Origin of the sequence: Rhodococcus sp. HNM0569 (assembly GCF_012726205.1) — a bacterium.
Taxonomy (GTDB): domain Bacteria; phylum Actinomycetota; class Actinomycetes; order Mycobacteriales; family Mycobacteriaceae; genus Rhodococcus_F.
This window is the reverse complement of the sequence record NZ_JAASAE010000006.1, coordinates 226,920-248,268: the sequence shown is the minus strand read 5'-3', so window position 1 is coordinate 248,268 and position 21,349 is coordinate 226,920. Positions and strand designations below refer to the sequence as shown.

Below are 21,349 nucleotides of genomic sequence, written 5' to 3'. Positions count from 1 at the left end.
ACCCGCAAGGGTTCCGCCGAAGCTCGCGAACGGAGCCGAGCGTCGCCGGTGGGTGCCGAAAAGCACTGTCACGCCGTGCAAGTCAGACACTTCAGGTACGGATGTGCAACGAATGCTTGCCACTTCTCGATGTCGTGCGTAACGTGTAGACACGTGTCCAGCAAAACGTCGGAAGAACCCCGTAAGCGCAGGTCGGCGAGACGCAATGTCGAGACGCTGACGCGACTGACGTCGGCGGCCGTCGCCGAGTTGCGCGTCGCGGGGCACGAAGGTCTCACCGTGCGCAATGTCGCGGCCCGTGCCTCCGTCGCGCCCGCCACCGCGTACACGTACTTCTCGTCCAAGGAACACCTGGTCGCCGAGGTCTTCTGGCGCAAACTCGAAGCGAGTGTCGTCGACTCGCGCGCCGACGCGTCGCCCCGCGAGCGGGTGTCGGCGGTGCTGCGCTCGCTCGCTCTGCTCGTGTCGGACGAACCCGAGCTCGCCGCGGCGTGCACGTCGGCGCTGCTCAGTACGGATCCCGACGTCCAGGGGCTCCGCCTCAAGATCGGCATGCTGATCAATCAGCGGTTGCGCGACGCGCTCGGCCCCGGCGCCGATCCCGGCGTCGTCGCGACCCTCGAGCTCGTCTACGCGGGCGCTCTCGTGCAGGCCGGCCTGGGGCTCAGCTCGTACGAACACATCGCCGACAGGCTCGAAGCGTCGGCCGCACTGGTTCTGAGGTGAACATGTCGCACGTCGCCGAACGCACCGAGGGTCGAAGCTTCCTCTTCGATCCGTACGACTACGCGTTCCACGAGGACCCCTATCCCATCTACCGCACGCTGCGCGACGAGCATCCGCTCTACCACAACACCGATCTCGGGTTCTGGGCGTTGTCGCGGCACGCGGACGTGTTCGCCGCGGTGCGGGACGCGAAGCGCCTGTCGAACGCGAACGGTGTGTCTCTCGACCCGGCCGCGCGCGGTCCGCACGCCTACCGTGTCATGTCGTTCCTCGCGATGGACGATCCTCGGCACCTGCGTGTGCGCAATCTGGTGTCGCGCGGGTTCACGCCCCGCCGGATCAAGGAGATGGAGGGCCGCATCCGCGAGCTCGCGGTCGCGCACCTCGATGCGGCGCTCGAACACGGCCGCTTCGACTTCGTCGCCGAGTTCGCGGGCAAGCTGCCGATGGACGTCATCTCCGAGCTCATGGGCGTGCCCGAGGAGGACCGCGATCGCATCCGCGGTCTCGCCGACGCCGTGATGCATCGCGAGGAGAACCTGCTCGACGTGCCGCAATCGGCCGCCGAGGCGTCGATGGAACTCATCGTCTACTACACCGACATGATCGCGCAGCGGCGCAGGCAGCGCACCGACGATCTCACGAGCGCGCTGCTCGACGCCGAGATCGACGGCGACGCGCTCGCGGAGGAGGAGATCGTCGCGTTCCTGTTCCTGATGGTCATCGCCGGTAACGAGACCACCACCAAGCTTCTCGCCAACGCGGTGTACTGGGGCTGGCGTTTCCCCGATCAGATGCGGCAGGTCGCCGCGGACCACGATCTCGTGCCCGCGTGGGCCGAGGAGACGCTGCGCTACGACACGTCGAGCCAGCTCGTCGCACGCACCGCGACCACCGACATCGAGTTGCACGACGGCACGATTCCGGAGGGAGACATCGTGCTGTTGTTGCTCGGTTCCGCCAACCGCGACCCCCGCGTGTTCGACTCGCCGGACACCTTCGACATCCATCGCGACATGGGTCGGTCGCTTGCGAGTTTCGGTGCGGGCAGCCATTTCTGCCTCGGTGCCCATCTGGCGCGGCTCGAAGCCGATGTCGCCTTGCGCGAGCTGCTCGCGCGCGCCGGGTCGATCGAGGTCGACGAGGAGAACGCCGTGCGGGTCCATTCGAGCAACGTCCGGGGGTTCGCCGAACTGCCGGTCGAGATCAGGAGGAAATGACATGCCGCGCTTCGAACCTCACCCACAGCGGCGTCCCGCCCTCGTCGCGGGCGCGTCGTCCGGCATCGGTGCGGCCACCGCGATCAAACTTGCGCAGCTCGGCCATCCCGTCGCGCTCGGCGCCCGCAGGCGCGACAAGTGCGCCGAACTCGTCGAGCAGCTGCGGGCGGACGGGCACGACGCAGTCGCCCTTGATCTCGACGTCACCTCCGACGAGTCGGTGGCCGCGTTCGTCGCCGCCGCCGAGGCCGCGCACGGGCCCACCGAGATCATGGTCAACGCTGCGGGCGACATCGATCCCGGCGAGCTGCACACTCTCGCGCCGGGCGCATTCGCGGCACAGGTCGACGTCCATCTCGTCGGTGCGCACCGCATGGCGGCCGCGGTGCTGCCCGGCATGACCTCGCGCCGACGTGGCGACGCCGTGTTCATCGGGTCCGATGTCGCGCTCGTGCCGCGACCACACCTCGGCGCGTACGGCGCGGCCAAGGCGGGCGTCATCGCGATGGTCGAGACGATGCGAATGGAGCTGGAAGGAACCGGTGTTCGCGCCTCCGTCGTCCACCCCGGGCCGACCCAGACCGCGATGGGCAGCACCTGGTCCGCCGAGGCCACCGGCCCACTGCTCGAGGCGTGGATGGCCTGGGGCTTCGCGCGCCACCCGTTCTTCCTGCGCGCCGCACACCTCGCCGACGCGGTCGCGACGGTCGTCGGCCAGGAGCGCGGCGCGCACATCGTCTCGATCGAGGTCGAACCCGAAGCGCCGCTGAAGGAACCGGCAGAAGACAGCGTCGAGCAGTCCCGGGAGGCTGCCGTGGCAGCGGAAGTGTCCTGACCCGAACGGAGTTCGTACCGACCGAAGCAGGTGCGGGAAGGAACGTCATGGCCGACAACTCACACGACAGCTCTCGAAGTGCAGAACACGTGGAGGTGGATGCCGACCTGTGCCAGGGCCACGCGATGTGCGAGCTCGAGGCGCCCGACGTGTTCAGCGTCCCCAAGCGGGGGACGGTCGAGATCCTCGACACCGCTCCCGGGCCGGAGCTGCACGACGACGTGATGGCCGCGGTGCGCGCCTGTCCCACGCAGGCGCTGTCGCTGCGACGTGCCGAATCCCGGGACGGGTCGCCGCGCAACTGAGGCGCAACCGATGCGGCAGGTCCACCACCACCGATCTTGTCTCGACCGAGGAGGAACGACATGGCGAATGCGATCGAACCGGTGTTGCCACCCGGCTTCGACTTCACCGACCCCGCCGTCATCGAGCGAGGCGTGCCGTTCGAGCAGTACCGCGAGCTGCGCCGCACGTCGCCGGTGTGGTGGAACCCGCAGCCCCGGGGGGTCGGCGGGTTCGACGACGACGGCTTCTGGGTCGTCTCGCGGCACGACGACGTGCGCGAGGTGTCGCGGCGCAGCGACATCTTCTCCAACCACGCGCGCGGCGCGATCCCGCGCCTCGAGGACGACATCAGCCGCGAAGAGTTCGAGGCGACACTGTTCGTCCTGATCAACAAGGACGCACCGGAGCATTCCCAGTTGCGCCGGCTCGTGTCCCCACTGTTCACCCCGCGTGCCATCGAGGGCTTGCGCGCGACGCTCACCGAGCGCGCGCACCGCATCGTGGCCGACGCCGTCGCCGCGGGCTCGGGCGACTTCGTCACGCAGGTCGCGAGCGAGCTGCCGATGCACGCGATCGCGGAACTGATCGGCATTCCGGAGGCCGATCGGCGCAAGCTCTACGAGTGGACCGGGCGCATGACGGGCTACGACGATCCCGAACTCGCGGCCGAGACGCGCATGGCGTCGGCGGAAGTACTCGCGTACGCGTGGAACGCCGCCGAATCGCGCCGTGCGGAACCACAGGACGACATCATCACGCGGCTCATCGAAGCCGAGATCGACGGCGATGCCCTCACGTCCGAACAGTTCGGGTTCTTCGTCGTGATGCTCGCGGTCGCGGGCAACGAGACCACCCGCAACGCGACCACGCACGGCATCCTGGCGTTCATGGAACATCCCGAGCAGTGGGAGCTGTTCCGCCGCACCCGCCCACGTTCGGCCGTCGACGAGATCATCCGGTGGGCCACGCCGCTCACGGCTCTGCAGCGCACGGCCGTCGAGGACACCGAACTCGGTGGGCAGCACATCCGCGCGGGCGACCGTGTCGTGCTGCTGTACGGCTCCGCCAACTTCGACGAAGACGTCTTCGACGATCCCGATACCTTCGACATCACCCGGGATCCCAATCCGCACTTGAGCTTCGGCGGCACCGGCGCGCACTACTGCATCGGTGCCAATCTCGCGCGCATGGAGATCGGCATCATTTTCGACGCGATCGCCGAGCACGCACCCGACATCGCCCGGCTCGGCGATCCGGTGCGGTTGCGGTCCGGCTGGCTCAACGGCGTCAAGAGCATGGAGGTCTCGTACGGCGGCGGGTGTCCCGTCGCGCACGGGCGGGCGTCGCTCTGATCTGTCGATCACACCGAATTTCCGTATTTTGCAACGAAACTGCCGTCTCGGTCGTTGACTGTGGATGCAGCGCTGGATACTATGACGCCGATCACATCACGAGCGTCCGGCACCCGTCCTCGATCGGAACGGTCATGCGACTGAAAGCTGCTCTCGCCGCCCCTGTCACGAGCACCGGCGGTTTCTTCGAAATGTCTTGGGACACCCTGCGATGCATGTTCACGCGCCCGTTCCAGGCCCGCGAGTTCGTCGAGCAGGCCTGGTTCGTCGCACGTGTCTCCACGCTTCCCGCGGTACTCGTCGCCGTGCCGTTCACGGTCCTCGTCAGTTTCACGCTCAACATCCTGCTGCGCGAGATCGGTGCCGCGGACCTGTCGGGCGCGGGTGCCGCGCTGGGTGCGGTCACGCAGGTCGGTCCCATCGTCACGGTCCTCATCGTCGCGGGTGCCGGGGCCACGGCGATCTGCGCCGATCTCGGGTCGCGCACCATTCGCGAGGAGATCGACGCGATGCGGGTGCTGGGCATCGACCCGATCGAGCGGCTCGCGGTGCCACGTGTGCTCGCGTCGATGGTCGTCGCGATCCTGCTCAACGGGCTCGTGTGCACCATCGGCATCGCGGGCGGCTACGTGTTCTCGGTTTTCCTGCAGGGAGTCAACCCGGGCGCGTTCGCCGACGGCATCACATTGCTCACCGGGTCGGGCGAGTTCGTCATCGCGATCGTCAAGGCAGGTGCGTTCGGTGTCATCGCCGGCCTCGTCGCGTGCTACCGCGGACTCACGGTCCGCGGCGGTGCGAAAGCGGTGGGGGAGGCGGTCAACGAGACCGTCGTGTACGCGTTCATGGCGCTCTTCGTGGTCAACATCGTCATCACGGCAGTAGGCATCAAACTCACCGGGGGGTGACGGGTTGGCCATCTACACACATCGATTCGCTCGTCTCCACCGGTTCCAGCGTCGCGTCGTCGGCCAGGTCGATCAGATCGGCGCCCAGGCACTGTTCGACATCATGGCGCTTGCGACCATTCCGCTCGCCGTGCGCCGCTACCGCAAGGAAACGCTGCGCCTCGTCGCCGAAATCAGCATGGGCACGGGCGCGCTCGCGCTCATCGGCGGCTCGGTCGTCATCGTCGGCTTCCTCACGCTCTTCACGGGCGGCACGATCGCGGTACAGGGGTACAGCTCGCTCGGCAATGTCGGGATCGAGGCGCTCACGGGCTTCTTCGCGGCCTTCATCAACGTCAGGATCGCGGCTCCCGTCATCGCGGGCATCGGACTGTCTGCCACGATCGGGGCGGGTGCCACCGCACAGCTCGGCGCGATGCGGGTGTCGGACGAGATCGACGCGCTCGAGTCGATGGCGATCCGGCCGGTCCCGTATCTCGTGAGCACCCGCCTGCTCGCGGGCCTGCTGGCGATCATCCCGCTGTACGCGCTCGCGCTGCTCGCGTCGTTCTTCGCAAGTCGCTTCGCGACGGTCGTGCTGTACGGGCAGTCCGGTGGAACCTACGACCACTACTTCTCGACCTTCCTCATCGCGTCCGACGTGATGTGGTCGTTCTTCCAGGCAGTCGTCATGGCGGTGACGGTCATGCTCATCCACACCTACTACGGCTACAACGCCGCGGGCGGGCCCGCAGGCGTCGGACGCGCCGTCGGCAGCGCCGTGCGCACGTCGCTCGTCGCGGTCGTGACGGTCACCCTGCTCATCTCCCTCGCCGTCTACGGACGGTCCGGCAACTTCAACCTGTCGGGATAGCGGCCGTGACTCGACTCCACGCCCAACGCCTCGCAGCCCTCGGCCTCGTCGTCCTGATCGCCGGGGTGTTCGTCGTCGCCGCGATGCTCTACACAGACCGCTTCACCGCCACGGTCCCGGTCACCGTCCGCACCGAACGGGCGGGTCTCAACCTCGACGTCGACGCGAAGGTCAAGTCCCGCGGCGTCGTGGTCGGCCGCGTGGCCCGCGTCGAGTACGCGACCGACGGCGCCGTGCTGCACCTCGACATCGATGCCGCGGGTGCGCGCGACGTGCCTGCCAATTCCACCGTCCTGATCAACTCCACCACTGCGTTCGGCGCCAAGTACGTCAACTTCGTGCCGCCCGACACCGCACCGGTCGGATCCCTCGTCTCGGGCGCCACGTTCGAGGCCGACGCGGTCACCGTCGAGATCAACACCGTGTTCGAGAACCTGTCGTCGGTGCTGCGCAGCGTCGAACCCGAGAAGCTCAACGCGACCCTCGGTTCGCTCGCGGCGGGCCTGCGCGGGCGCGGCGAGGAACTGGGCGAGGTGCTCGACCTGTCGAACACCTATCTCGCGGGCATCAACGCGCACGGGCAGTCGCTGCGCCACGACATCGACGCCGGCGCGGATGTCGCCGCGGTGTACGCCGATGCCTCGCCCGGTCTGCTCGACATCCTCCGCCAGGCAACCGTGAGTGCCGACACCGTCGTCGCCGAACAAGCCAATCTCGACCTCACGCTGCTCGAGCTCACGGGCCTGGGCGACTCGGGGGGCGCCGTGCTGGAAGAGAACAATCCCGCACTCACCACGATGCTCGCGCAACTCGTCCCGACCACCGACATCCTCTCCTATTACGCGCCCGAGTTCCCCTGCATGTTCGGTGGTTACGTGCACGGCTCCCAGGTCGGCTTGCCGGTCTACGGTGGTCAGCCGGGTATCCGGCTGCAGGCGGGCCTGTTGCCGGGGGTGCCCACGTATACAGTCGAGAACAACCTGCCCAAGGTCGCCGCCAAGGGCGGTCCGTACTGCCTGGGGCTGCCCCAGCCCGACCCGAATGCGCACGCGCCCTTCGTCGTCGCGGACACGGGCGCCAATCCACACAATCCGATCCTGCAGCAACCGCAGATCAACTTCGGCAATGTGTTCGACGTCCTGTACGGCGTCCCGTTCGAAGGGGGAACGCGGTGAGGGCCGGATTTCGCGGCGTCGCGGTCAAACTCGGGATCTACGCGGTCGTCATGCTGCTCGTCACCGCCGCGCTCGGCACGGTGCTCGCCCAGTGCGATTTCGCGCCGACCGACCGGTACCGTGCCGAGTTCACCGACGCGTCGGGCATCACGACGGGGTCGACGGTGCGTGTCGCGGGCGTCGCGGTGGGCACCGTGTCGTCGGTCGAGGTGCGCGACTCGTCGCGCGCGATCGTCGAGTTCAGCGTCGACCGCGGCACACCCGTCCTCGAGAGCACGAAGGCCACGGTCCGCTACCAGAACCTCACCGGCGACCGATACCTGCAGCTCCTCGACGGCCCGGGCAGCGCCACGCCGCTGCCCGCGGGCAGCACGATCCCGCGCGAGCGCACCGCACCCGCACTCGACCTGGACAAGCTGATCGGGGGGTTCAAGCCGCTGTTCCGAGGTCTCGACCCGGGCCAGGTCAACGCGCTGTCGCTGTCGCTGCTGCGCATCCTGCAAGGCCAGGGCGGCACGGTCGAATCGGCGCTCGCGAGTACCGGCTCGCTCACGTCCACTCTCGCCGACCGAGACCGCGTGATCGGCGAGGTCGTCGACAACCTGCGCACGGTGCTCGGCACCGTCGCCGCGAAGGGCGACCAGTTCTCGGAGACCGTCGTGCAACTCGAGTCCCTCGTGAGTGGCCTCGCGGCCGACCGCGAATCTCTCGGCCGCTCGATCGGCACCCTCGACAGCGCCACGGCCTCGGTCACCGACCTGCTCACCGACGCGCGGCCTGCCCTCACCCCCGCGCTCACCGAACTCGACCGTGCCGCCGAGCAACTCGACATCGGAAGGCCCGCGCTCGAGTCGCTGCTCGACCGGCTGCCGGAGAGCTACCGCAAGCTCGTACGCACCGGCGTGTACGGCAGCTTCTTCCAGTTCTACCTGTGCGAGCTGTCGATCAAGTTCACCGGCCTCGACGGCGAACCGATCACGACCCGGCTCATCGGCCAGACCGAAGGGAGGTGTGCCGCCTGATGACCGACCACGAAGACCGCGAACGGCGTTCGCGATTCCGCATCGGCCTGATCGGCATCGTGCTGTGCGCGGCGATGGTGCTCACGGGCCTGCAGTTCGACCGCCTCCAGTTCGTCAACGCCGATCTCACCTATCGTGCGCTGTTCGGCGAGGCGGGTGGCCTCGCGGCGGGCGACGATGTCGTCGTCGCGGGTGTCCCCGTCGGCACCGTGGAGAAGATCTCACTCAGCGACACCGGCGATGCCGACGTCGAATTCGCCGTCACGCCGGACGTCCCCCTCGGCGACACCACCCGTGCCGAGATCAAGACGAACTCGCTGCTCGGCAAGCGTGCCCTCGTCCTCACGTCCGACGGCTCCGGCCGGCTCGGCCCCGACGACGTCATCCCGCTCGACCGCACCAACTCGCCGTTCTCGCTCGTCGACGCGCTCGAGGGCACCGCGGACACCATCGATCAACTCGACACCGAAACGGTCGGTGATTCGCTCGATGCCGTGTCCGACGTCCTGCGGCAGGTCGACCCGCAGCTCACCGGCGCACTCGACGGGCTCACCCGCCTGTCGCAGTCGCTGTCGACCCGCGACGAGCAGTTGCGGCAGGTGTTCGCGAATGCGCAGGAAGTCACCGGGCTGCTCGCCGAACGCGCGGATCAGGTGGACGCGCTGTTCGTCGGCGGCGACCAGTTGCTCACCGAACTGTCCGCGCGCCGCGAGCAGATCGCCGGGCTCATCGCGGGCGTCGGATCGGTGTCGCGCGAGCTCACCGGGCTCGTCGGCGAGAATCAGGCAGTGCTCGGGCCGGTGCTCGACAAGCTCAATCGAGTGGTGGCGACTCTGCAGGACAAGAAGACTCAGCTCGGGTCGTCGATCGACGGGTTGTCCGTGTACGCGGGCGAGCTCGCCGACGTCGTCGCGTCGGGGCCGTTCTACTACGCCTTCGTCGCCAATCTCGTCCCCGCGCAGTATCTGCAACCGTTGCTCAACGCAGGCTTCGGGCTCCCCCCTGCGCCGCTACCCATTCCGGAGGTGCGATGACCACCGAGCACGCGGGTCGCAGCACCCGCCGCACCGTCGTCCTCGCGATCGCCGCGGTGGTGCTGATCGTCGCGATTGCGGGAGTGTGGCGATATGTGGTCCCCGCACTGCGTTTCTACACCCTCACGGCCGACTTCCCCTCCACCATCGGCGTGTACGAGGGCGACGACGTCCGGATCGCGGGCGTCAAGGTCGGCACGGTGCGGTCGATAGAACCGGGCGTCGACGGCTCCGAGGTCACTCTCGAGCTCGACCGGTCGGTGTCGGTCCCTGCCGACGCGAAGGCCGCGGTCGTCGCGACGAGCCTCGTCGCGTCGCGCTACGTGCAACTCGCGCCGGCATACCGCGGCGAAGGCCCGGTGATGCGCGGCGACGGCCATTTCCCGCGCGAGCGCACGGCGGTGCCGATCGAGTGGGACAAGATCACCGCCGAGCTCGAACGGCTCACCACCGCGCTCGGTCCGGACGGTGCCGACAGTCAGGGCTCGCTGAGCCGGTTCGTCGATTCGGCGTCGGGGGCACTCAGCGGCGAGGGCGAACGCTTCCACACGACGATCACCGAGTTGTCGCGCACGATGAAACTGCTGTCGGAGAGCAGCCCGGACATCTTCGCGTCCGTCGAGAACCTGCAGACGTTCACTGCGGCGTTGTCGTCGAGTACGCAGCAGATCGAGAACTTCCAGCGGCGGCTCTCCGAAGTGAGTGGCACGCTGGCCGATTCGTCGGACACTCTGGGGCGCTCGCTCGCCGATCTGGACATCGCGCTCGGTGACGTCGAGAGTTTCGTCGGCGACAACCGTGGCGCGCTCACCGAACAGGTCGGCAGGCTGGCAGACGCCACCAGCGTGCTGGTCGAGCACCGGTCGACGCTCGAGCGCGTCATGCACATCGCGCCCACGGCCCTCGACAACTACTACAACATCTACTCGCCGTTGCAGGGCACGTTCGCGGGCGTCGCGGCAACCCAGAACACGGGCAATCCGGTGAATTTCATCTGCGGCGCGATCGCGGGTCTCGCGAACGCGACGGCGGAGCAGGGCGCAGATCTGTGTGCACAGTATCTCGGGCCCATTCTCGGCAACCTCGCGATGAACTATCCACCGATCTCGTCGGGCGCGTTCACCGGTGTCCGCGCGACCCCGGACGACCTCGTGTATTCCGATCCCGCACTCGCGCCGGGCGGCTCGATGCAGGATGCGGGTGCGATGGACCTGCCGGAGAGTACGCCGGTCACCGTGCCGGGTGGGCTCGCGGAACTGTTGGGGGGCGGACGATGAGGGGCCGCGGCGCGAACACCTCGACACCGTCCCGCGCTGCGCGATTCGTGGTACCCGCCGTTCTCGCCGTTCTGCTCGTCGCAGGCTGTGGACGCACCGGGCTCAACTCACTCTCGCTGCCGGGCACGGAGGGGCGCGGAGCCGGCTCGTACTCGGTCGACATCGTGATGCCCGACGTCTCGACCATCACGGAGAACTCTCCGGTCATGGTCGACGACGTCACCGTCGGCAGCATCGCGCACATCAGGCCCGACGGCTGGAATGCGCGCGTCACGGTGCGCTTGAACGGCGACGTGCGGTTGCCGGCCAACAGCCACGCGACGATCGGCCAGACCAGCCTGCTCGGCTCGCAGCACGTCGCGCTCGCGCCGCCCACGGACGAGGCGCCCACGGGCACCCTCGAGGAGGGCGACGTCATCCCGATCGAACGTGCAGGCGTGTATCCTACCACCGAGCAGACGTTGTCGGCCCTGTCGGTGGTGCTCAACGGCGGCGGAATCGACCAGTTGCACACCGTCACCGGCGAACTGGGCACCGCACTCGAGGACACCGACTCCACGCGGTCGCTGCTCACCGAGGCCGACACCCTCACGACGTCCCTCGACGACCAGCGCGGCGATCTCGTCGACATCCTCGACCGGCTCGACACGATCAGCGGCAATTTCGCGGCCCAGCGCGGCACGCTCGCCGACGCGCTCGACCGGCTCGGCCCTGCGCTCGAGATCCTCGCGTCCGAACGTCGCGACCTGACCGGGGCCCTCGAGTCGGCGTCGCGGCTGGGTGCGGCCGCCGAACGGCTCTCGACGCAGTCGAAGCAGGACCTCATCCGGGATCTCGAGAACCTGTCCACCACCCTGAAGTATCTCGCCGACTCGGGTCAGGACGTCATCGGCAGCGTCGATTCGCTCGCGACATTCCCGTTCCCGCAGATCGCGATCGAAAAGGGGGTCAAGGGCGACTTCACCAACCTGTTCCTCACGATCGACCTCACGGTCGACCGCTTGCGGTCGGGACTCGCGGCGGGCACCGCACTCGGGCCGTCGGCGGCGGGCCCCGAGGCCATCGTCGGGATGCCGGCGGGGCCCACCTCGGCCGCGACCGATCCACTGCTCGGGCCGCTGAGCTCGCTGCTGCCGCAGGTACCCGCTCTTCCGGAATTACCGGGTCTGCCACCGCTTCCGGGAGGCACCCCGTGAACCTCACTCGTTTCGTCCGGATGCAGCTCACGGCGTTCGCGATTCTCGCGGTCGTCGGCATCGTGACCACCGCCGTCACGGTGCTGCACGTGCCCGCGATGCTCGGTATCGGTGTCGTGCGCGTCACGGCCGAGATGGATGTCGCGGCCGGCCTGTACCAGAACGCGAATGTCACCTACCGGGGCAAGACGGTGGGCCGGGTCGAATCCGTCGAGCTCGACCCGTCGCGGGTCCGCGCACGTCTGCGCATCGACAGCGGGGCGCAGATTCCCGCGGACGCCACGGTGTACGTGCGCAGCATGTCCGCGGTCGGCGAGCAGTACGTCGACTTCGTGCCGGACGATCACGGGGCCGCCGGGCCGGCATTGCGGGACGGCGACGTCGTGCATGTCGACGCGCGGAACCAGCCGGTTCCGATCGGGCCGTTGCTCGACGAAGCGAATGCGATGCTCGCGGGACTCCCCGAAGGGCAGATCCGCACGCTGCTCGACGAGGCCTTCCGTGCATTCGCAGGTGGCGAGGACGACTTCCGCGTACTGCTCGACAGCGCACATACATTCGTGCGCGCTGCCGAAGAGAAGCTCCCGGAAACCCAGCAGCTGCTGGACGAAGCAGCCCCGCTGCTCGACACGCAACGAGCGACCGCCGACGAGATCCGCTCGTGGACGTCGAGTCTGGTCACCGTCACCCGCCGGCTGAACGACAGCGACGCCACGATTCGCCACGTGCTCGAGACCGCACCGCCCACCGCTGCCACGGTGAGCGGGCTGTTCCGCGACGTCCAGCCCACGCTTCCGATCCTGCTGAGCCAGCTCGTGAGCACCACCGGGCTGCTCGAGACCTACAATCCGGGCCTGCAGCAACTGCTCGTGCTGTTGCCGCCGCTGCAGGCCGCGCAGCTCACCGTCATGAACGGCGCGCGCGACGTGGGCGCGGCGAACGTCGACTTCTATCTGCAGGCCAACGCCCCACCGGCATGCACGACCGGCTATCTGCCGGCATCGCAACGCCGTTCGCCCGCTGATCTGTCGGTGCCGGATACGCCCGACGATCTGTACTGCAAGATTCCGCAGGACTCCAAGGAACTCGTGCGTGGCGTCCGCAACTATCCGTGCATGGAGTTTCCCGGCAAACGCGCGCCCACTCCCGAGTTGTGCCGGGACCCCGAGGGATTCCAGCCGATCGGCACCAACCCTCCCTTCGGGAACCCGAATCCCGGTGCGGAGCCGGGCTCGTCGAGCTACGAGGGTGTACCCGTCGCGACCTACGACGCGGGCACGGGCGAGTACGCGGGCGCCGACGGCACCGTGTACCGCACGTCGCCCGCCGCGGACGCGGCACCCACGTTGCAGAACCTGATGGCACCGGGGGAGTGATCGGCTGACTCTGCCTACGCGGACACCGCTTCCGGCGCGAGGTGCGCCGGAAGCGGTGGTGTGCACGTCTGTCGCCAAAATGGCTGGTGCACAGTAAAATTCATCCGAAATCGCTTGAAAACCTGTGGAACACGTTCTATTTTCTAGGCATGGCATACAACCTCGCGGACCTCGTCGAGCACGCGATCGATCTGGTGCCCGACCGCACGGCACTCGTCTCGGCCGACTCCGGCCGCAGCATCACCTACGGCGAACTCGAGGAGCGCGCCAACCGGCTCGCGCACTTCCTCGTCGACAGCGGTGTCCGCCCCGGCGACAAGGTGGCGGTGTACACGCGCAACAACATCGAGTGCGTCGAAGCGATGCTGGCGATCTACAAGGCACGCGCCGTCGTCGTCAACGTCAACTTCCGTTACGTCGACGCCGAATTGCAGTACCTGTTCGACAACTCCGACGCGGTAGCCGTCGTGTACGAAGGGCGCTATCGCGACCGCGTGCTCGCGGCCATGGCCGCATGTCCGTTGCTGGACACCGCGATCGAGATCGGCGCCGACGGCAGCGCACTTCCCGCCGGTCTCGTGGCGTACGACAGCGCGCTCGCGGCCGGTTCGCCCGAGCGTGACTTCGGCGAACGCAGCGCCGACGACCACTACATGATCTACACGGGTGGCACGACGGGCATGCCGAAGGGCGTCGTGTGGCGGCACGAGGATGTGTGGCGCGTGCTCGGCGGCGGCATCGACTTCATGACCGGCGAGCCCGTGCCGGACGAGTACCACCTCGCCCGCACCGGCACCGAGAACCCCGCCCTCACCAGGTATCCCATCCCGCCGATGATCCACGGCGCGGCACAGTGGGGCACCTTCCAGAGCCTGTTCACGGGCGGGCGCATCGTCCTCAGCGCGGAGTTCGACGCGAAGACCACGTGGCGGATCATCGAGGACCACGGAGTGCACGTCGTGGTCATCGTCGGCGACGCCATGGCCCGCCCGATGATCGAAGAGTTGCGCACGGGCAGCTTCGACACGTCCACGCTCGTCGCGCTCGCCAGCAGTGCGGCGCTGTTCTCGCCGAGCGTCAAGGAGCAGTTCCTCGACGCCCTGCCGAACACCGTGCTCACCGACTCGATCGGGTCCTCCGAAACGGGATTCAGCGGAGTCGGCATCGTGGCCCGCGGCTCGGCCGACGACGGCGGCCCTCGCGTCACGGTCGACTCCGCGAATGTCGTCCTCGACGACGAGGGGCACATCGTCGAAGCCGGCTCGGGCGTCGTCGGCAAGATCGCGCGGCGCGGACACATCCCGCTCGGCTACTACAAGGACCCCGACAAGACCGCGGCGACGTTCGTCGAATACGACGGCATCCGCTACTCGATTCCGGGCGATTTCGCGACGGTCGCGGCCGACGGCACGGTCGTCATGCTCGGCCGCGGGTCGGTCTCGATCAACACGGGCGGAGAAAAAGTCTTCCCCGAGGAGGTCGAGGGCGCCCTCAAAGCACATGCGGACGTGTTCGACGCGATCGTGGTCGGCGTTCCCGACGAACGGTACGGCCAGGCGGTCGCCGCGGTCGTGCAGGCGCGGCCGGGTGCGGTCCCCGATTTCGACGACGTCGTCGCGACGGCACGCGGGCTGATCGCGGGGTACAAGGTGCCGCGCGTGTTCTGGATCGTCGATCGCATCGTGCGCTCGCCGAGCGGCAAGCCCGACTACCGCTGGGCGCAGGAAACGACGCGGTCACGGCCGGCGGACGCCGCGGTGCGCGGCCGTCTCGCGGGGTCCGCGGAAGTGTGACTGCGGGGTCCGCGGAAGTGTGACCGGAGCCCTGGCTTCGCCGCTTCGCTACACTCCCACGGACGAAGCGGCGGCCGTCGGGGTGCTGCCGCCCGAGGAACGAAGGCGGCCGTGAGCTCGGTTCTGGGTGTGTCGGTGGGGACGATGTCGGTGCGGCTCGCCCAGTCGTCCGATGCCGACCCCGGCGCCTTCACCTCCCAGGTCGTCGAGCACGGCGAATCCGTCGGGGCCGACTCCGGGGCGGGCGAACCGCATGCGGCCGCGCTCGCAGCCGAAGCCGTCGGCGTCGTGCTCGCGACCCACGGGCCCGCGGCTGCACCCACCGGCATCGCGATACGCAACGACGCGCAGGCAGACGCGGTCCGTGCGGCGATGGCCACGCAGCATCTCGAGCACTACACGCTGATCCCGGAGGCCGACGCGGTGCTCGCGGCGCTCGACGCGTCCGGCATCCTCGGTGCCGCCACGACACCGCTCGTGTACGACCTAGGACGCACCGGGCTCAGCGTGTGGGTGATCGACCGTGCGAGCCGCACCGTGCTCGCGTCCGTGCGCACCGAGGCGGTCAGCGGTGACGCGCTCGACGCGGTGGTGCGGGCCAACCAGCTCGCGCGCGGCCGTGTCGACCCACCTGCCGACGCCGCGGCATCGGCGCGTCTGGACGCGACGTGCCGCGAAGCGAAGGAGCGCCTGTCGAGCACCGGTGCGGTGTGTGTGCCCGGCGACGGCGGGCTCGTGCTGCTGTCGCGCGGCGAGTTCGACGCCTTGGCCCGCACCATGGTCGAGTCGTCGGCGCGCATCGCGCGTGACGTCGTCGCGCAGTCCGCGGTGCGCCCCGATCTCGTCGCGCTCGTCGGCGGCGGCGCGAGGATTCCGCTGGTGCGCGACGTCCTCGGTGCGTGGCTCACGTTGCCCGTCGTCGCGCCGTCCGTCCCGGAAACCGTTGCAGCGGAAGGTGCAGCGCTGTTGTCGTGGTCGGCGGGTCCAGCTCTCGCACCGCCCACCGAGCCCACGTCGTTCGTCCCGTCCGACGCGGTGCCGCTGGGTGGCTCGCGCGCCGGACGTGCCCGCAACCGGCCCACCCCCCGGGCGATCACCCTCGCGTGCGGTGTCCTCGGGGTGCTCGGAGCGGTGGGTATCGGCCTCGGCTTCGGTCGCGAACTCGGTGGCACGAGCGGCGACACGGCCACGCCCGTCGACGCCCCGCGCTCGCAGGCTCCGGTGGCAACCGAACTGCCGCCTGTCACCACGGTCCCCTCCACGACCGCCCCCGAACCGCAGTACGTGCCGCCTGCCGTGCAGGAGACGCAGGAACCCGAACCGGCGCCGTCGCCTGCCCCGCTCATCCCCGGGTTGCCGCAGATCCAGTTGCCGACGATCGAACTGCCGCAACTGCAGTGGCCGCCTGCGCGGTGACGATCAGCGCGAGTGCTTGCCTGCCTTGCGCACCGGCTGTCGCCGGCCGACGGGCCGTGCCAGGAGCACCGCGACACCGGTGGTGAGCGGCACCGACAACGCGAGGGCGATGCCACCCACCGCCGATCGCGCGATCTCGATCGCGACCGCGTCGCTCGTGAGAACGTCCTGGAAGGACCTGCCCGCGACGCTGAACAGCAGCAGCAACGGCAGCGCACCGCCCGCATACGCAAGGACCAGTGTGTAGACCGTGCTCGCGATGTGGTCGCGGCCCACGCGCATCGCGGAGCCGAAGATCTCTCGACGTGAAGCACTTTCGTCGAGCGACGCGAGTTCGAAGGCCGACGACGCCTGCGTGATGGTGACGTCGTTGAGCACACCGAGCGAGCCGATGATGAAGCCCGCGAGCAACAGGCCGGTGATGCTCACGTGCTGCAGATAGGTCTGCACGTTGGTGTTCTGTTCCTCGGACAGACCGGTGAGCCGGGTCGCCTCGATCGTCGCGTAAGACAACAGCGCGGCGACGACCATCGACGCCAGTGTGCCCAGCAACGCCGAACTGGTGCGGAGCGAGAACCCGTGTGCGAGATACAGGACCGCGTACAGGATCACCGCGCCGGTGACCAGCGCAACCGGGATCGCGGGCTTGCCGTCGAGGAGCGCGGGAAGGGTGAACACGACGAGCACGCCGAACGCGATGCCGATGCCGATGAGTGCGCGCAGCCCACGCCAGCGCGCGACGACGACGATCACGACCGCGAACGCCAGCACGATCAGCAGCAGGGGCATGCCGCGCGCGTAGTCCTCGAAGCTGTACAGGGTCGCGCCCGACGGGTCGTTCATCCGCATGAGCCGGACGTCGTCGCCGACCTGCAGATCAGGTTGTCCCGGACCGGGCACGATCTCGAGCAGGGTCTGGGCACCGTCGTTCGGGCCCGACTCGATCGACACGAGGCTGCGGTGGCACTCGTAGGCCGAGGTGGCAGGCGGTACCGGTGATCCGGTGAAAGGCGTGCCGGCCGAGGGGCTTCCGCACGGGCCGATACTCTGCGCGGTGACCGTGCCCGCCTCGGTCACGCCGGTGCCGCCCGTACCGTCCTGGAACAGGGGGATCTCGGTCGCCTGCTGCGACGGCCACAGTGCGATAACGGCGCCTGCGACGACGATCGCCGTGACGACGAGCAGTCCGACGACGACGCGCGCCGCGACCGGGCCGACTGGAACCGGCCCGGAGTGGCCGTGGCCGTGGCCGCGACTCGATTCAGGCATGCGGGCGTCCGATCGGGTGAGAGGTCAGCACTCGGTCAGCGTAGCGAGCGTGGGCCGTCTACCAGGCGTGTACCGCCGTTGCCGCTCGAATGCATGCCTGCGGCCCTCGAAGGTCTGCCTGTTGCCGCCGTGTGGCTTCGCTGTCGCTTGTGTGGTTCAATAACTTTCGCAAGGCCGGATGTTGCGACGCGCGTACGGAACTCGGTTCGTCGAGGGGTGAGCTCCGCGCGCAGACCGGTCGAATCGGACGGCCGCGGATGGCGACGTCGAAGTCTGGCGGCAGGCGAGTTCTGGAAACCGTGAAACCGGGGAATCGGCAGCGGTGGAGGGATTTGCCGAGCTGGGTGGCGGGGTACAGGGGGGGTTGACCCCGCCACCAACCTGCGCCCACAGGGGGGGGGAGGGGCGGCAGGTGCTCGAGGCACTGTGAAGTGCCACGGCCCAATCTACCGACAGACCCGGGGGCCTCGTCAACTTATCGCGAAAAAAAGACCCTGCGACCGATTTTCGCGTCGTCGTGACAACCGTGCACCCACCTGGATCCGCTGGTCACCGGCTTGCTTCCTACAATGGGGCGCATCCCGCCTGTCGAGTCGTGCTTCGCGGCGGGGCATCGAACGGTTCCCGGCGACCACGAAGGCGGCGCGAAGTGAGCAGGACGTCCCGCATGCAGGGGGCGGCGCGACGTGCGAAGCGGCTCGTGCCGTCCGCGCGGATGCGCAAGCTGCGCTGCCTCGTGGACGAACTGTCCCTTCCGTCCGGGTGGCGCCGCGACACACTCGTCGCGGCCGTCGCCGAGCGGCGAAAGCGCTCCATCACGCTCGTGCCCGTGCGGGCCGAACTCGTGCAGTACGGGCACTCGGGTCTGTGGCTCGCGCGCGAACACGACGACGTCGTCCTGTACGCCGACCACACGTCGGCTCGGCACGCGACACACATCGTGTGCCACGAGCTCGCCCACATGCTGTTGCGTCACGACGAGGATCCCGCGACGCGCGCAGACGCGGGAGACACCCGCGGGCCCGGGTCGACCGATGTGCTCGCAGAGGTGCGCGCGGCCGTGCCGACCGCGGGCACGGTGCGTGCGGTCTTCGGTCGGTCGAGCTACAGCGATCGGCAGGAGTACGACGCTGAGCTGCTCGCAACCCTCGTGATGTCGACGATGCGCTCCCACGGGAGCGCGGACCGCACCGCGAGTCGCATCGTCGGAAGCCTCTGACGGTGGACGTTCTCGCCGTCGCGCTGCCGGCACTGGTGGTGGCGCCGCTGTGGTACATCGTCGTGCTGCGCCTGCTGTACGTGCGCGCGACTCGTGCCCAGCGCATCCTCAACGCCACCGCGCTGCTCATGGCCGCAGGCGCCACCGTCGCGCTGCCGGGCGTGCGTCCCGCGATCGACTCGGTCACCTTCCACGGCGCGGGGTCGATGCTGCAGAACTCGCTGTTCCTGCTCGCGGGCGCGTCGGCATACGCGTTGTTCTCGTCGTGGTGGCACGGCCCGCGGAAGTACCGCTGGGTGTGGCCCGCCGCGACGGCCGTCGCGCTCGCGCTCGCGGTGGTCATGTGCGTGGTGGGTTACCAGGCCTTCCGGCTCGGCGTCGACGTTCGCGAAGGCCCGGACTGGGCGTTCGTGGTGTACGCGAGCGTGTTCTCGGGCCCGCTCCTGATCGTCGCGGTGTCGGTGCTCGTGCTCGCGATCCGCGGCATCACGCGCGTGCGGGGCCGCGAGCGGAGATCGGTCGCCCTGCTCGCATTCCTGTCGGGCGCGGTGTCGCTGTACCTCGTGACCGGTCTCGTCGCGGGCGTCGCCGACTACTTCCACACGACCTGGCCGATCCTCGAACCGGTGCTCGAGTCGGGCGCAGTGATCGCAATACTCGTCACCGCCGTGATGTTCGCGATGATCGCGCGGCCCCTCGTGCAACGTTTCGTGCGCGAACGGGCCGCGAAGGCCGGTGTCCGCAGCCTGCGCCCGATGTGGCGCACGCTCACCACCGCGGTGCCCGAGGTGGTGCTGCCGCTGCGCCGAGTGGACCGTCGCGCGCTCTCGCACAGCGACCGCCTGCACCGCATGTCGGTCGAGATCCGCGACGCGATCCTCGTGCTCGAACCGGGCCTGCCCGCGGAGCTGTCCGACGATCCCGCCGTCGTCGCGGCGGCATTGCGGATCGCGGCACGCGCGCGGCCCACCGGCAACGGTGTGCAGCACCCGTCCGCCGCGCAGTCGCGCGCCCGCGCCCTGCATCTGTCCGGCGACCTCGCCGGACTGCGCAGTGTCGCCGCGTGCTGGGAGATCGCCGCGTAGCGGGCAGCCCGGGGTCAGCGACCCGTCGAATGCGGTGCGGGCAGCGACGTGAGCATCGTGATCCACGCACGCATCTCGCCCGCCGACAACCCCGCCGGCTGGCCGACCCGTCGGAACGACAGGTGCCGCACGTCGGCGTCGCGTACCGCGGTCTGGAAACGCAACTGCACCTCGTAGTCGTCGTCGCCGTCGCGCAGGTACTCGACCGGGCAACCGAACCGTCGTGCGAGTGCCTCGAGGACGTCGGGTGCGATGTCGTCGGCGTCGGCCGTCGCACGCCACTGCGCGATCGCCGACTCGGGCACGTCCCGATCGAGATCGCGGGACAACCCGGCCGCGATCGCACCATCGCTGCGCGGCGGCGTGCCGCGCGGATGGGCGGCGTCGATCGCGATGTCGAGGCGGTGGCCGAAGGTGCTGCTCATGCCGTCGCCGCCGTATCCAAGCCGGTGGAGCTCGTGCTCGACGCAGGCGAGTGCGGTGCGGACGACAGTGTTCCGAATCCGGACGCGCGGCCTCCTGTGCGTGCGCGTCTGCCCTCCCACCGGCGGCGGAACCTCTCGCGCGTCGAGGTGTCCAGGTCGGCGGACCGGCCGTACAGGTACCGCCGGTACAGCGCTTCTTCCAGTTCGGACGGGTCGTCGTGCGCCGCCGGGATCTCGAGCAGATGCCCGAACGCGAACTCGAGCAGAGGCTGACGCGGACCGTCGGGCCCACCGTTCGCTTCGAGGAGGCGCGTGACGTACGCGCCCGTGATCTTCGACACGACCCGGTCGAGTTCGCCCGACGCGTCCGCGAGGCCGGGCACGTCCGGGTTCTCGGCGGCGATGCGCGCGAGACGCGCATGCGGGTCGAGCAGTTCGACGAGCGTCTCGAGCTCGAGCGGGATCTGGCTGGGCCCGAGTTGCAGAGCAGGCGGTGCCGGAGCCGGTGGCGACGCGTCTTCGAGCGGCACCGGTTCGCCGCCTTCGAGTGTGCGGGCCGCGCTGCCCGGCTCCCATTCGAGCGCGAGGTCGAGTTTGCGCAGCGTCGACGTACTGGGCGTGGGCCCGGTGCCGTTCTCGGCGCGCGTCTGCGCCGCATCCGACGGACCGCCCGCGGCGGTCACGTCGTCCTGCGTGAGATTGAGCATCCGCCGCCGGTGGTAGACGTACCGGCCGAACCGCTCGCGCGGCGTCGACGGTGCGTCCCCCGCGCGCCCGTCGCCGCTCGTGTCCGCGTGTCCCCCCATAACCTCCCCCAAACGCCTTGCCGTGCCGCCGCGGTGGCGGCGACAGGAAAGCTACACGAGTGTGGCTTCCCTGCCCACAG

Annotated in this window: 20 protein-coding genes; 17 read left to right on the top strand and 3 right to left on the bottom strand. The window is 69.1% G+C overall.

The window, feature by feature from the left end; all coding sequences use genetic code 11:
* Positions 1-153: 153 nt before the first annotated feature.
* From HCA44_RS11050 to HCA44_RS10980, 15 genes are all read left to right on the top strand, one after another.
* Entirely contained in the window at positions 154-726 is a 573-nt protein-coding gene (locus tag HCA44_RS11050) for a helix-turn-helix domain-containing protein (protein ID WP_346764673.1), read from the top strand.
* Positions 727-728: 2 nt separating this feature from the next.
* Complete coding sequence (locus HCA44_RS11045) at positions 729-1,946, top strand: cytochrome P450 (RefSeq protein ID WP_169648646.1); 1,218 nt, start codon at positions 729-731, stop codon at positions 1,944-1,946.
* 1 nt (position 1,947) lies between these two features.
* Positions 1,948-2,781 carry an SDR family oxidoreductase gene (locus HCA44_RS11040; protein WP_169648590.1) on the top strand — a complete coding sequence of 278 codons (834 nt, stop codon included), beginning with the start codon at positions 1,948-1,950 and terminating at the stop codon, positions 2,779-2,781.
* Positions 2,782-2,828: 47 nt separating this feature from the next.
* Positions 2,829-3,086 carry a ferredoxin gene (locus HCA44_RS11035; protein WP_169648589.1) on the top strand — a complete coding sequence of 86 codons (258 nt, stop codon included), beginning with the start codon at positions 2,829-2,831 and terminating at the stop codon, positions 3,084-3,086.
* 60 nt (positions 3,087-3,146) lie between these two features.
* On the top strand, positions 3,147-4,418 hold the full coding sequence (locus tag HCA44_RS11030; protein ID WP_169648588.1) for a cytochrome P450: 1,272 nt from the start codon (positions 3,147-3,149) through the stop codon (positions 4,416-4,418).
* A gap of 134 nt (positions 4,419-4,552) precedes the next feature.
* Positions 4,553-5,323, top strand: a complete 771-nt coding sequence (locus HCA44_RS11025) for an ABC transporter permease (protein WP_169648587.1) — start codon at positions 4,553-4,555, stop codon at positions 5,321-5,323.
* A 10-nt stretch (positions 5,324-5,333) separates the two neighbouring features.
* On the top strand, positions 5,334-6,176 hold the full coding sequence (locus HCA44_RS11020) for an ABC transporter permease (RefSeq protein WP_346764678.1): 843 nt from the start codon (positions 5,334-5,336) through the stop codon (positions 6,174-6,176).
* Between the two features lie 5 nt (positions 6,177-6,181).
* Positions 6,182-7,351: an MCE family protein gene (locus HCA44_RS11015; RefSeq protein WP_169648586.1), complete on the top strand. Its 1,170-nt coding sequence runs from the start codon at positions 6,182-6,184 to the stop codon at positions 7,349-7,351.
* Positions 7,348-8,373, top strand: a complete 1,026-nt coding sequence (locus tag HCA44_RS11010) for an MlaD family protein (protein ID WP_346764672.1) — start codon at positions 7,348-7,350, stop codon at positions 8,371-8,373. Before HCA44_RS11015 ends, HCA44_RS11010 begins: the two co-directional genes overlap by 4 nt.
* On the top strand, positions 8,373-9,407 hold the full coding sequence (locus tag HCA44_RS11005; protein ID WP_169648585.1) for an MCE family protein: 1,035 nt from the start codon (positions 8,373-8,375) through the stop codon (positions 9,405-9,407). Before HCA44_RS11010 ends, HCA44_RS11005 begins: the two co-directional genes overlap by 1 nt.
* Positions 9,404-10,684, top strand: coding sequence for an MCE family protein (locus HCA44_RS11000; RefSeq protein WP_169648584.1), 1,281 nt, complete (start codon positions 9,404-9,406; stop codon positions 10,682-10,684). Before HCA44_RS11005 ends, HCA44_RS11000 begins: the two co-directional genes overlap by 4 nt.
* On the top strand, positions 10,681-11,880 hold the full coding sequence (locus HCA44_RS10995; RefSeq protein ID WP_169648583.1) for an MCE family protein: 1,200 nt from the start codon (positions 10,681-10,683) through the stop codon (positions 11,878-11,880). The genes HCA44_RS11000 and HCA44_RS10995 overlap by 4 nt, the downstream gene beginning before the upstream one ends.
* Positions 11,877-13,256 (top strand): MlaD family protein, encoded by a 1,380-nt coding sequence (locus tag HCA44_RS10990; RefSeq protein WP_169648582.1) that lies wholly within the window; start codon positions 11,877-11,879, stop codon positions 13,254-13,256. Before HCA44_RS10995 ends, HCA44_RS10990 begins: the two co-directional genes overlap by 4 nt.
* A 149-nt stretch (positions 13,257-13,405) precedes the next feature.
* Positions 13,406-15,049, top strand: coding sequence for an acyl-CoA synthetase (locus tag HCA44_RS10985; protein ID WP_169648581.1), 1,644 nt, complete (start codon positions 13,406-13,408; stop codon positions 15,047-15,049).
* Between the two features lie 111 nt (positions 15,050-15,160).
* Positions 15,161-16,465 (top strand): Hsp70 family protein, encoded by a 1,305-nt coding sequence (locus tag HCA44_RS10980; RefSeq protein WP_346764671.1) that lies wholly within the window; start codon positions 15,161-15,163, stop codon positions 16,463-16,465.
* A 3-nt stretch (positions 16,466-16,468) separates the two neighbouring features.
* On the opposite strand, the gene HCA44_RS10975 is transcribed toward HCA44_RS10980, so the two are convergent.
* Positions 16,469-17,734: a YibE/F family protein gene (locus tag HCA44_RS10975; protein ID WP_169648580.1), complete on the bottom strand. Its 1,266-nt coding sequence runs from the start codon at positions 17,732-17,734 to the stop codon at positions 16,469-16,471.
* A gap of 724 nt (positions 17,735-18,458) precedes the next feature.
* Here HCA44_RS10975 and HCA44_RS10970 point away from each other — a divergent pair.
* Positions 18,459-18,953 (top strand): hypothetical protein, encoded by a 495-nt coding sequence (locus tag HCA44_RS10970; protein WP_206038022.1) that lies wholly within the window; start codon positions 18,459-18,461, stop codon positions 18,951-18,953.
* A 2-nt stretch (positions 18,954-18,955) separates the two neighbouring features.
* On the top strand, positions 18,956-20,038 hold the full coding sequence (locus tag HCA44_RS10965; protein WP_169648579.1) for an MAB_1171c family putative transporter: 1,083 nt from the start codon (positions 18,956-18,958) through the stop codon (positions 20,036-20,038).
* A 14-nt stretch (positions 20,039-20,052) separates the two neighbouring features.
* On the opposite strand, the gene HCA44_RS10960 is transcribed toward HCA44_RS10965, so the two are convergent.
* Together HCA44_RS10960 and HCA44_RS10955 are read right to left on the bottom strand one after the other, a co-directional pair.
* The gene (locus tag HCA44_RS10960; protein ID WP_169648578.1) at positions 20,053-20,463 is read right to left on the bottom strand and encodes a hypothetical protein; all 411 of its coding nucleotides are present in this window, start codon (positions 20,461-20,463) and stop codon (positions 20,053-20,055) included.
* Positions 20,460-21,269 carry a helix-turn-helix domain-containing protein gene (locus HCA44_RS10955; protein WP_169648577.1) on the bottom strand — a complete coding sequence of 270 codons (810 nt, stop codon included), beginning with the start codon at positions 21,267-21,269 and terminating at the stop codon, positions 20,460-20,462. The genes HCA44_RS10960 and HCA44_RS10955 overlap by 4 nt, the downstream gene beginning before the upstream one ends.
* Between the last annotated feature and the right edge of the window lie 80 nt (positions 21,270-21,349).

Excerpts from the sequence above, each read along its gene's own strand:
- HCA44_RS10995 (WP_169648583.1), top strand. The coding sequence starts at position 10,681 with ATGAGGGGCCGCGGCGCGAACACCTCGACACCGTCCCGCGCTGCGCGA.
- HCA44_RS11025 (WP_169648587.1), top strand. The coding sequence starts at position 4,553 with ATGCGACTGAAAGCTGCTCTCGCCGCCCCTGTCACGAGCACCGGCGGT.
- HCA44_RS11000 (WP_169648584.1), top strand. The coding sequence starts at position 9,404 with ATGACCACCGAGCACGCGGGTCGCAGCACCCGCCGCACCGTCGTCCTC.
- HCA44_RS11035 (WP_169648589.1), top strand. The coding sequence starts at position 2,829 with ATGGCCGACAACTCACACGACAGCTCTCGAAGTGCAGAACACGTGGAG.
- HCA44_RS11045 (WP_169648646.1), top strand. The coding sequence starts at position 729 with ATGTCGCACGTCGCCGAACGCACCGAGGGTCGAAGCTTCCTCTTCGAT.
- HCA44_RS10955 (WP_169648577.1), bottom strand. The coding sequence starts at position 21,269 with ATGGGGGGACACGCGGACACGAGCGGCGACGGGCGCGCGGGGGACGCA.
- HCA44_RS11005 (WP_169648585.1), top strand. The coding sequence starts at position 8,373 with ATGACCGACCACGAAGACCGCGAACGGCGTTCGCGATTCCGCATCGGC.
- HCA44_RS10960 (WP_169648578.1), bottom strand. The coding sequence starts at position 20,463 with ATGAGCAGCACCTTCGGCCACCGCCTCGACATCGCGATCGACGCCGCC.
- HCA44_RS11030 (WP_169648588.1), top strand. The coding sequence starts at position 3,147 with ATGGCGAATGCGATCGAACCGGTGTTGCCACCCGGCTTCGACTTCACC.
- HCA44_RS10985 (WP_169648581.1), top strand. The coding sequence starts at position 13,406 with ATGGCATACAACCTCGCGGACCTCGTCGAGCACGCGATCGATCTGGTG.
- HCA44_RS11040 (WP_169648590.1), top strand. The coding sequence starts at position 1,948 with ATGCCGCGCTTCGAACCTCACCCACAGCGGCGTCCCGCCCTCGTCGCG.
- HCA44_RS10975 (WP_169648580.1), bottom strand. The coding sequence starts at position 17,734 with ATGCCTGAATCGAGTCGCGGCCACGGCCACGGCCACTCCGGGCCGGTT.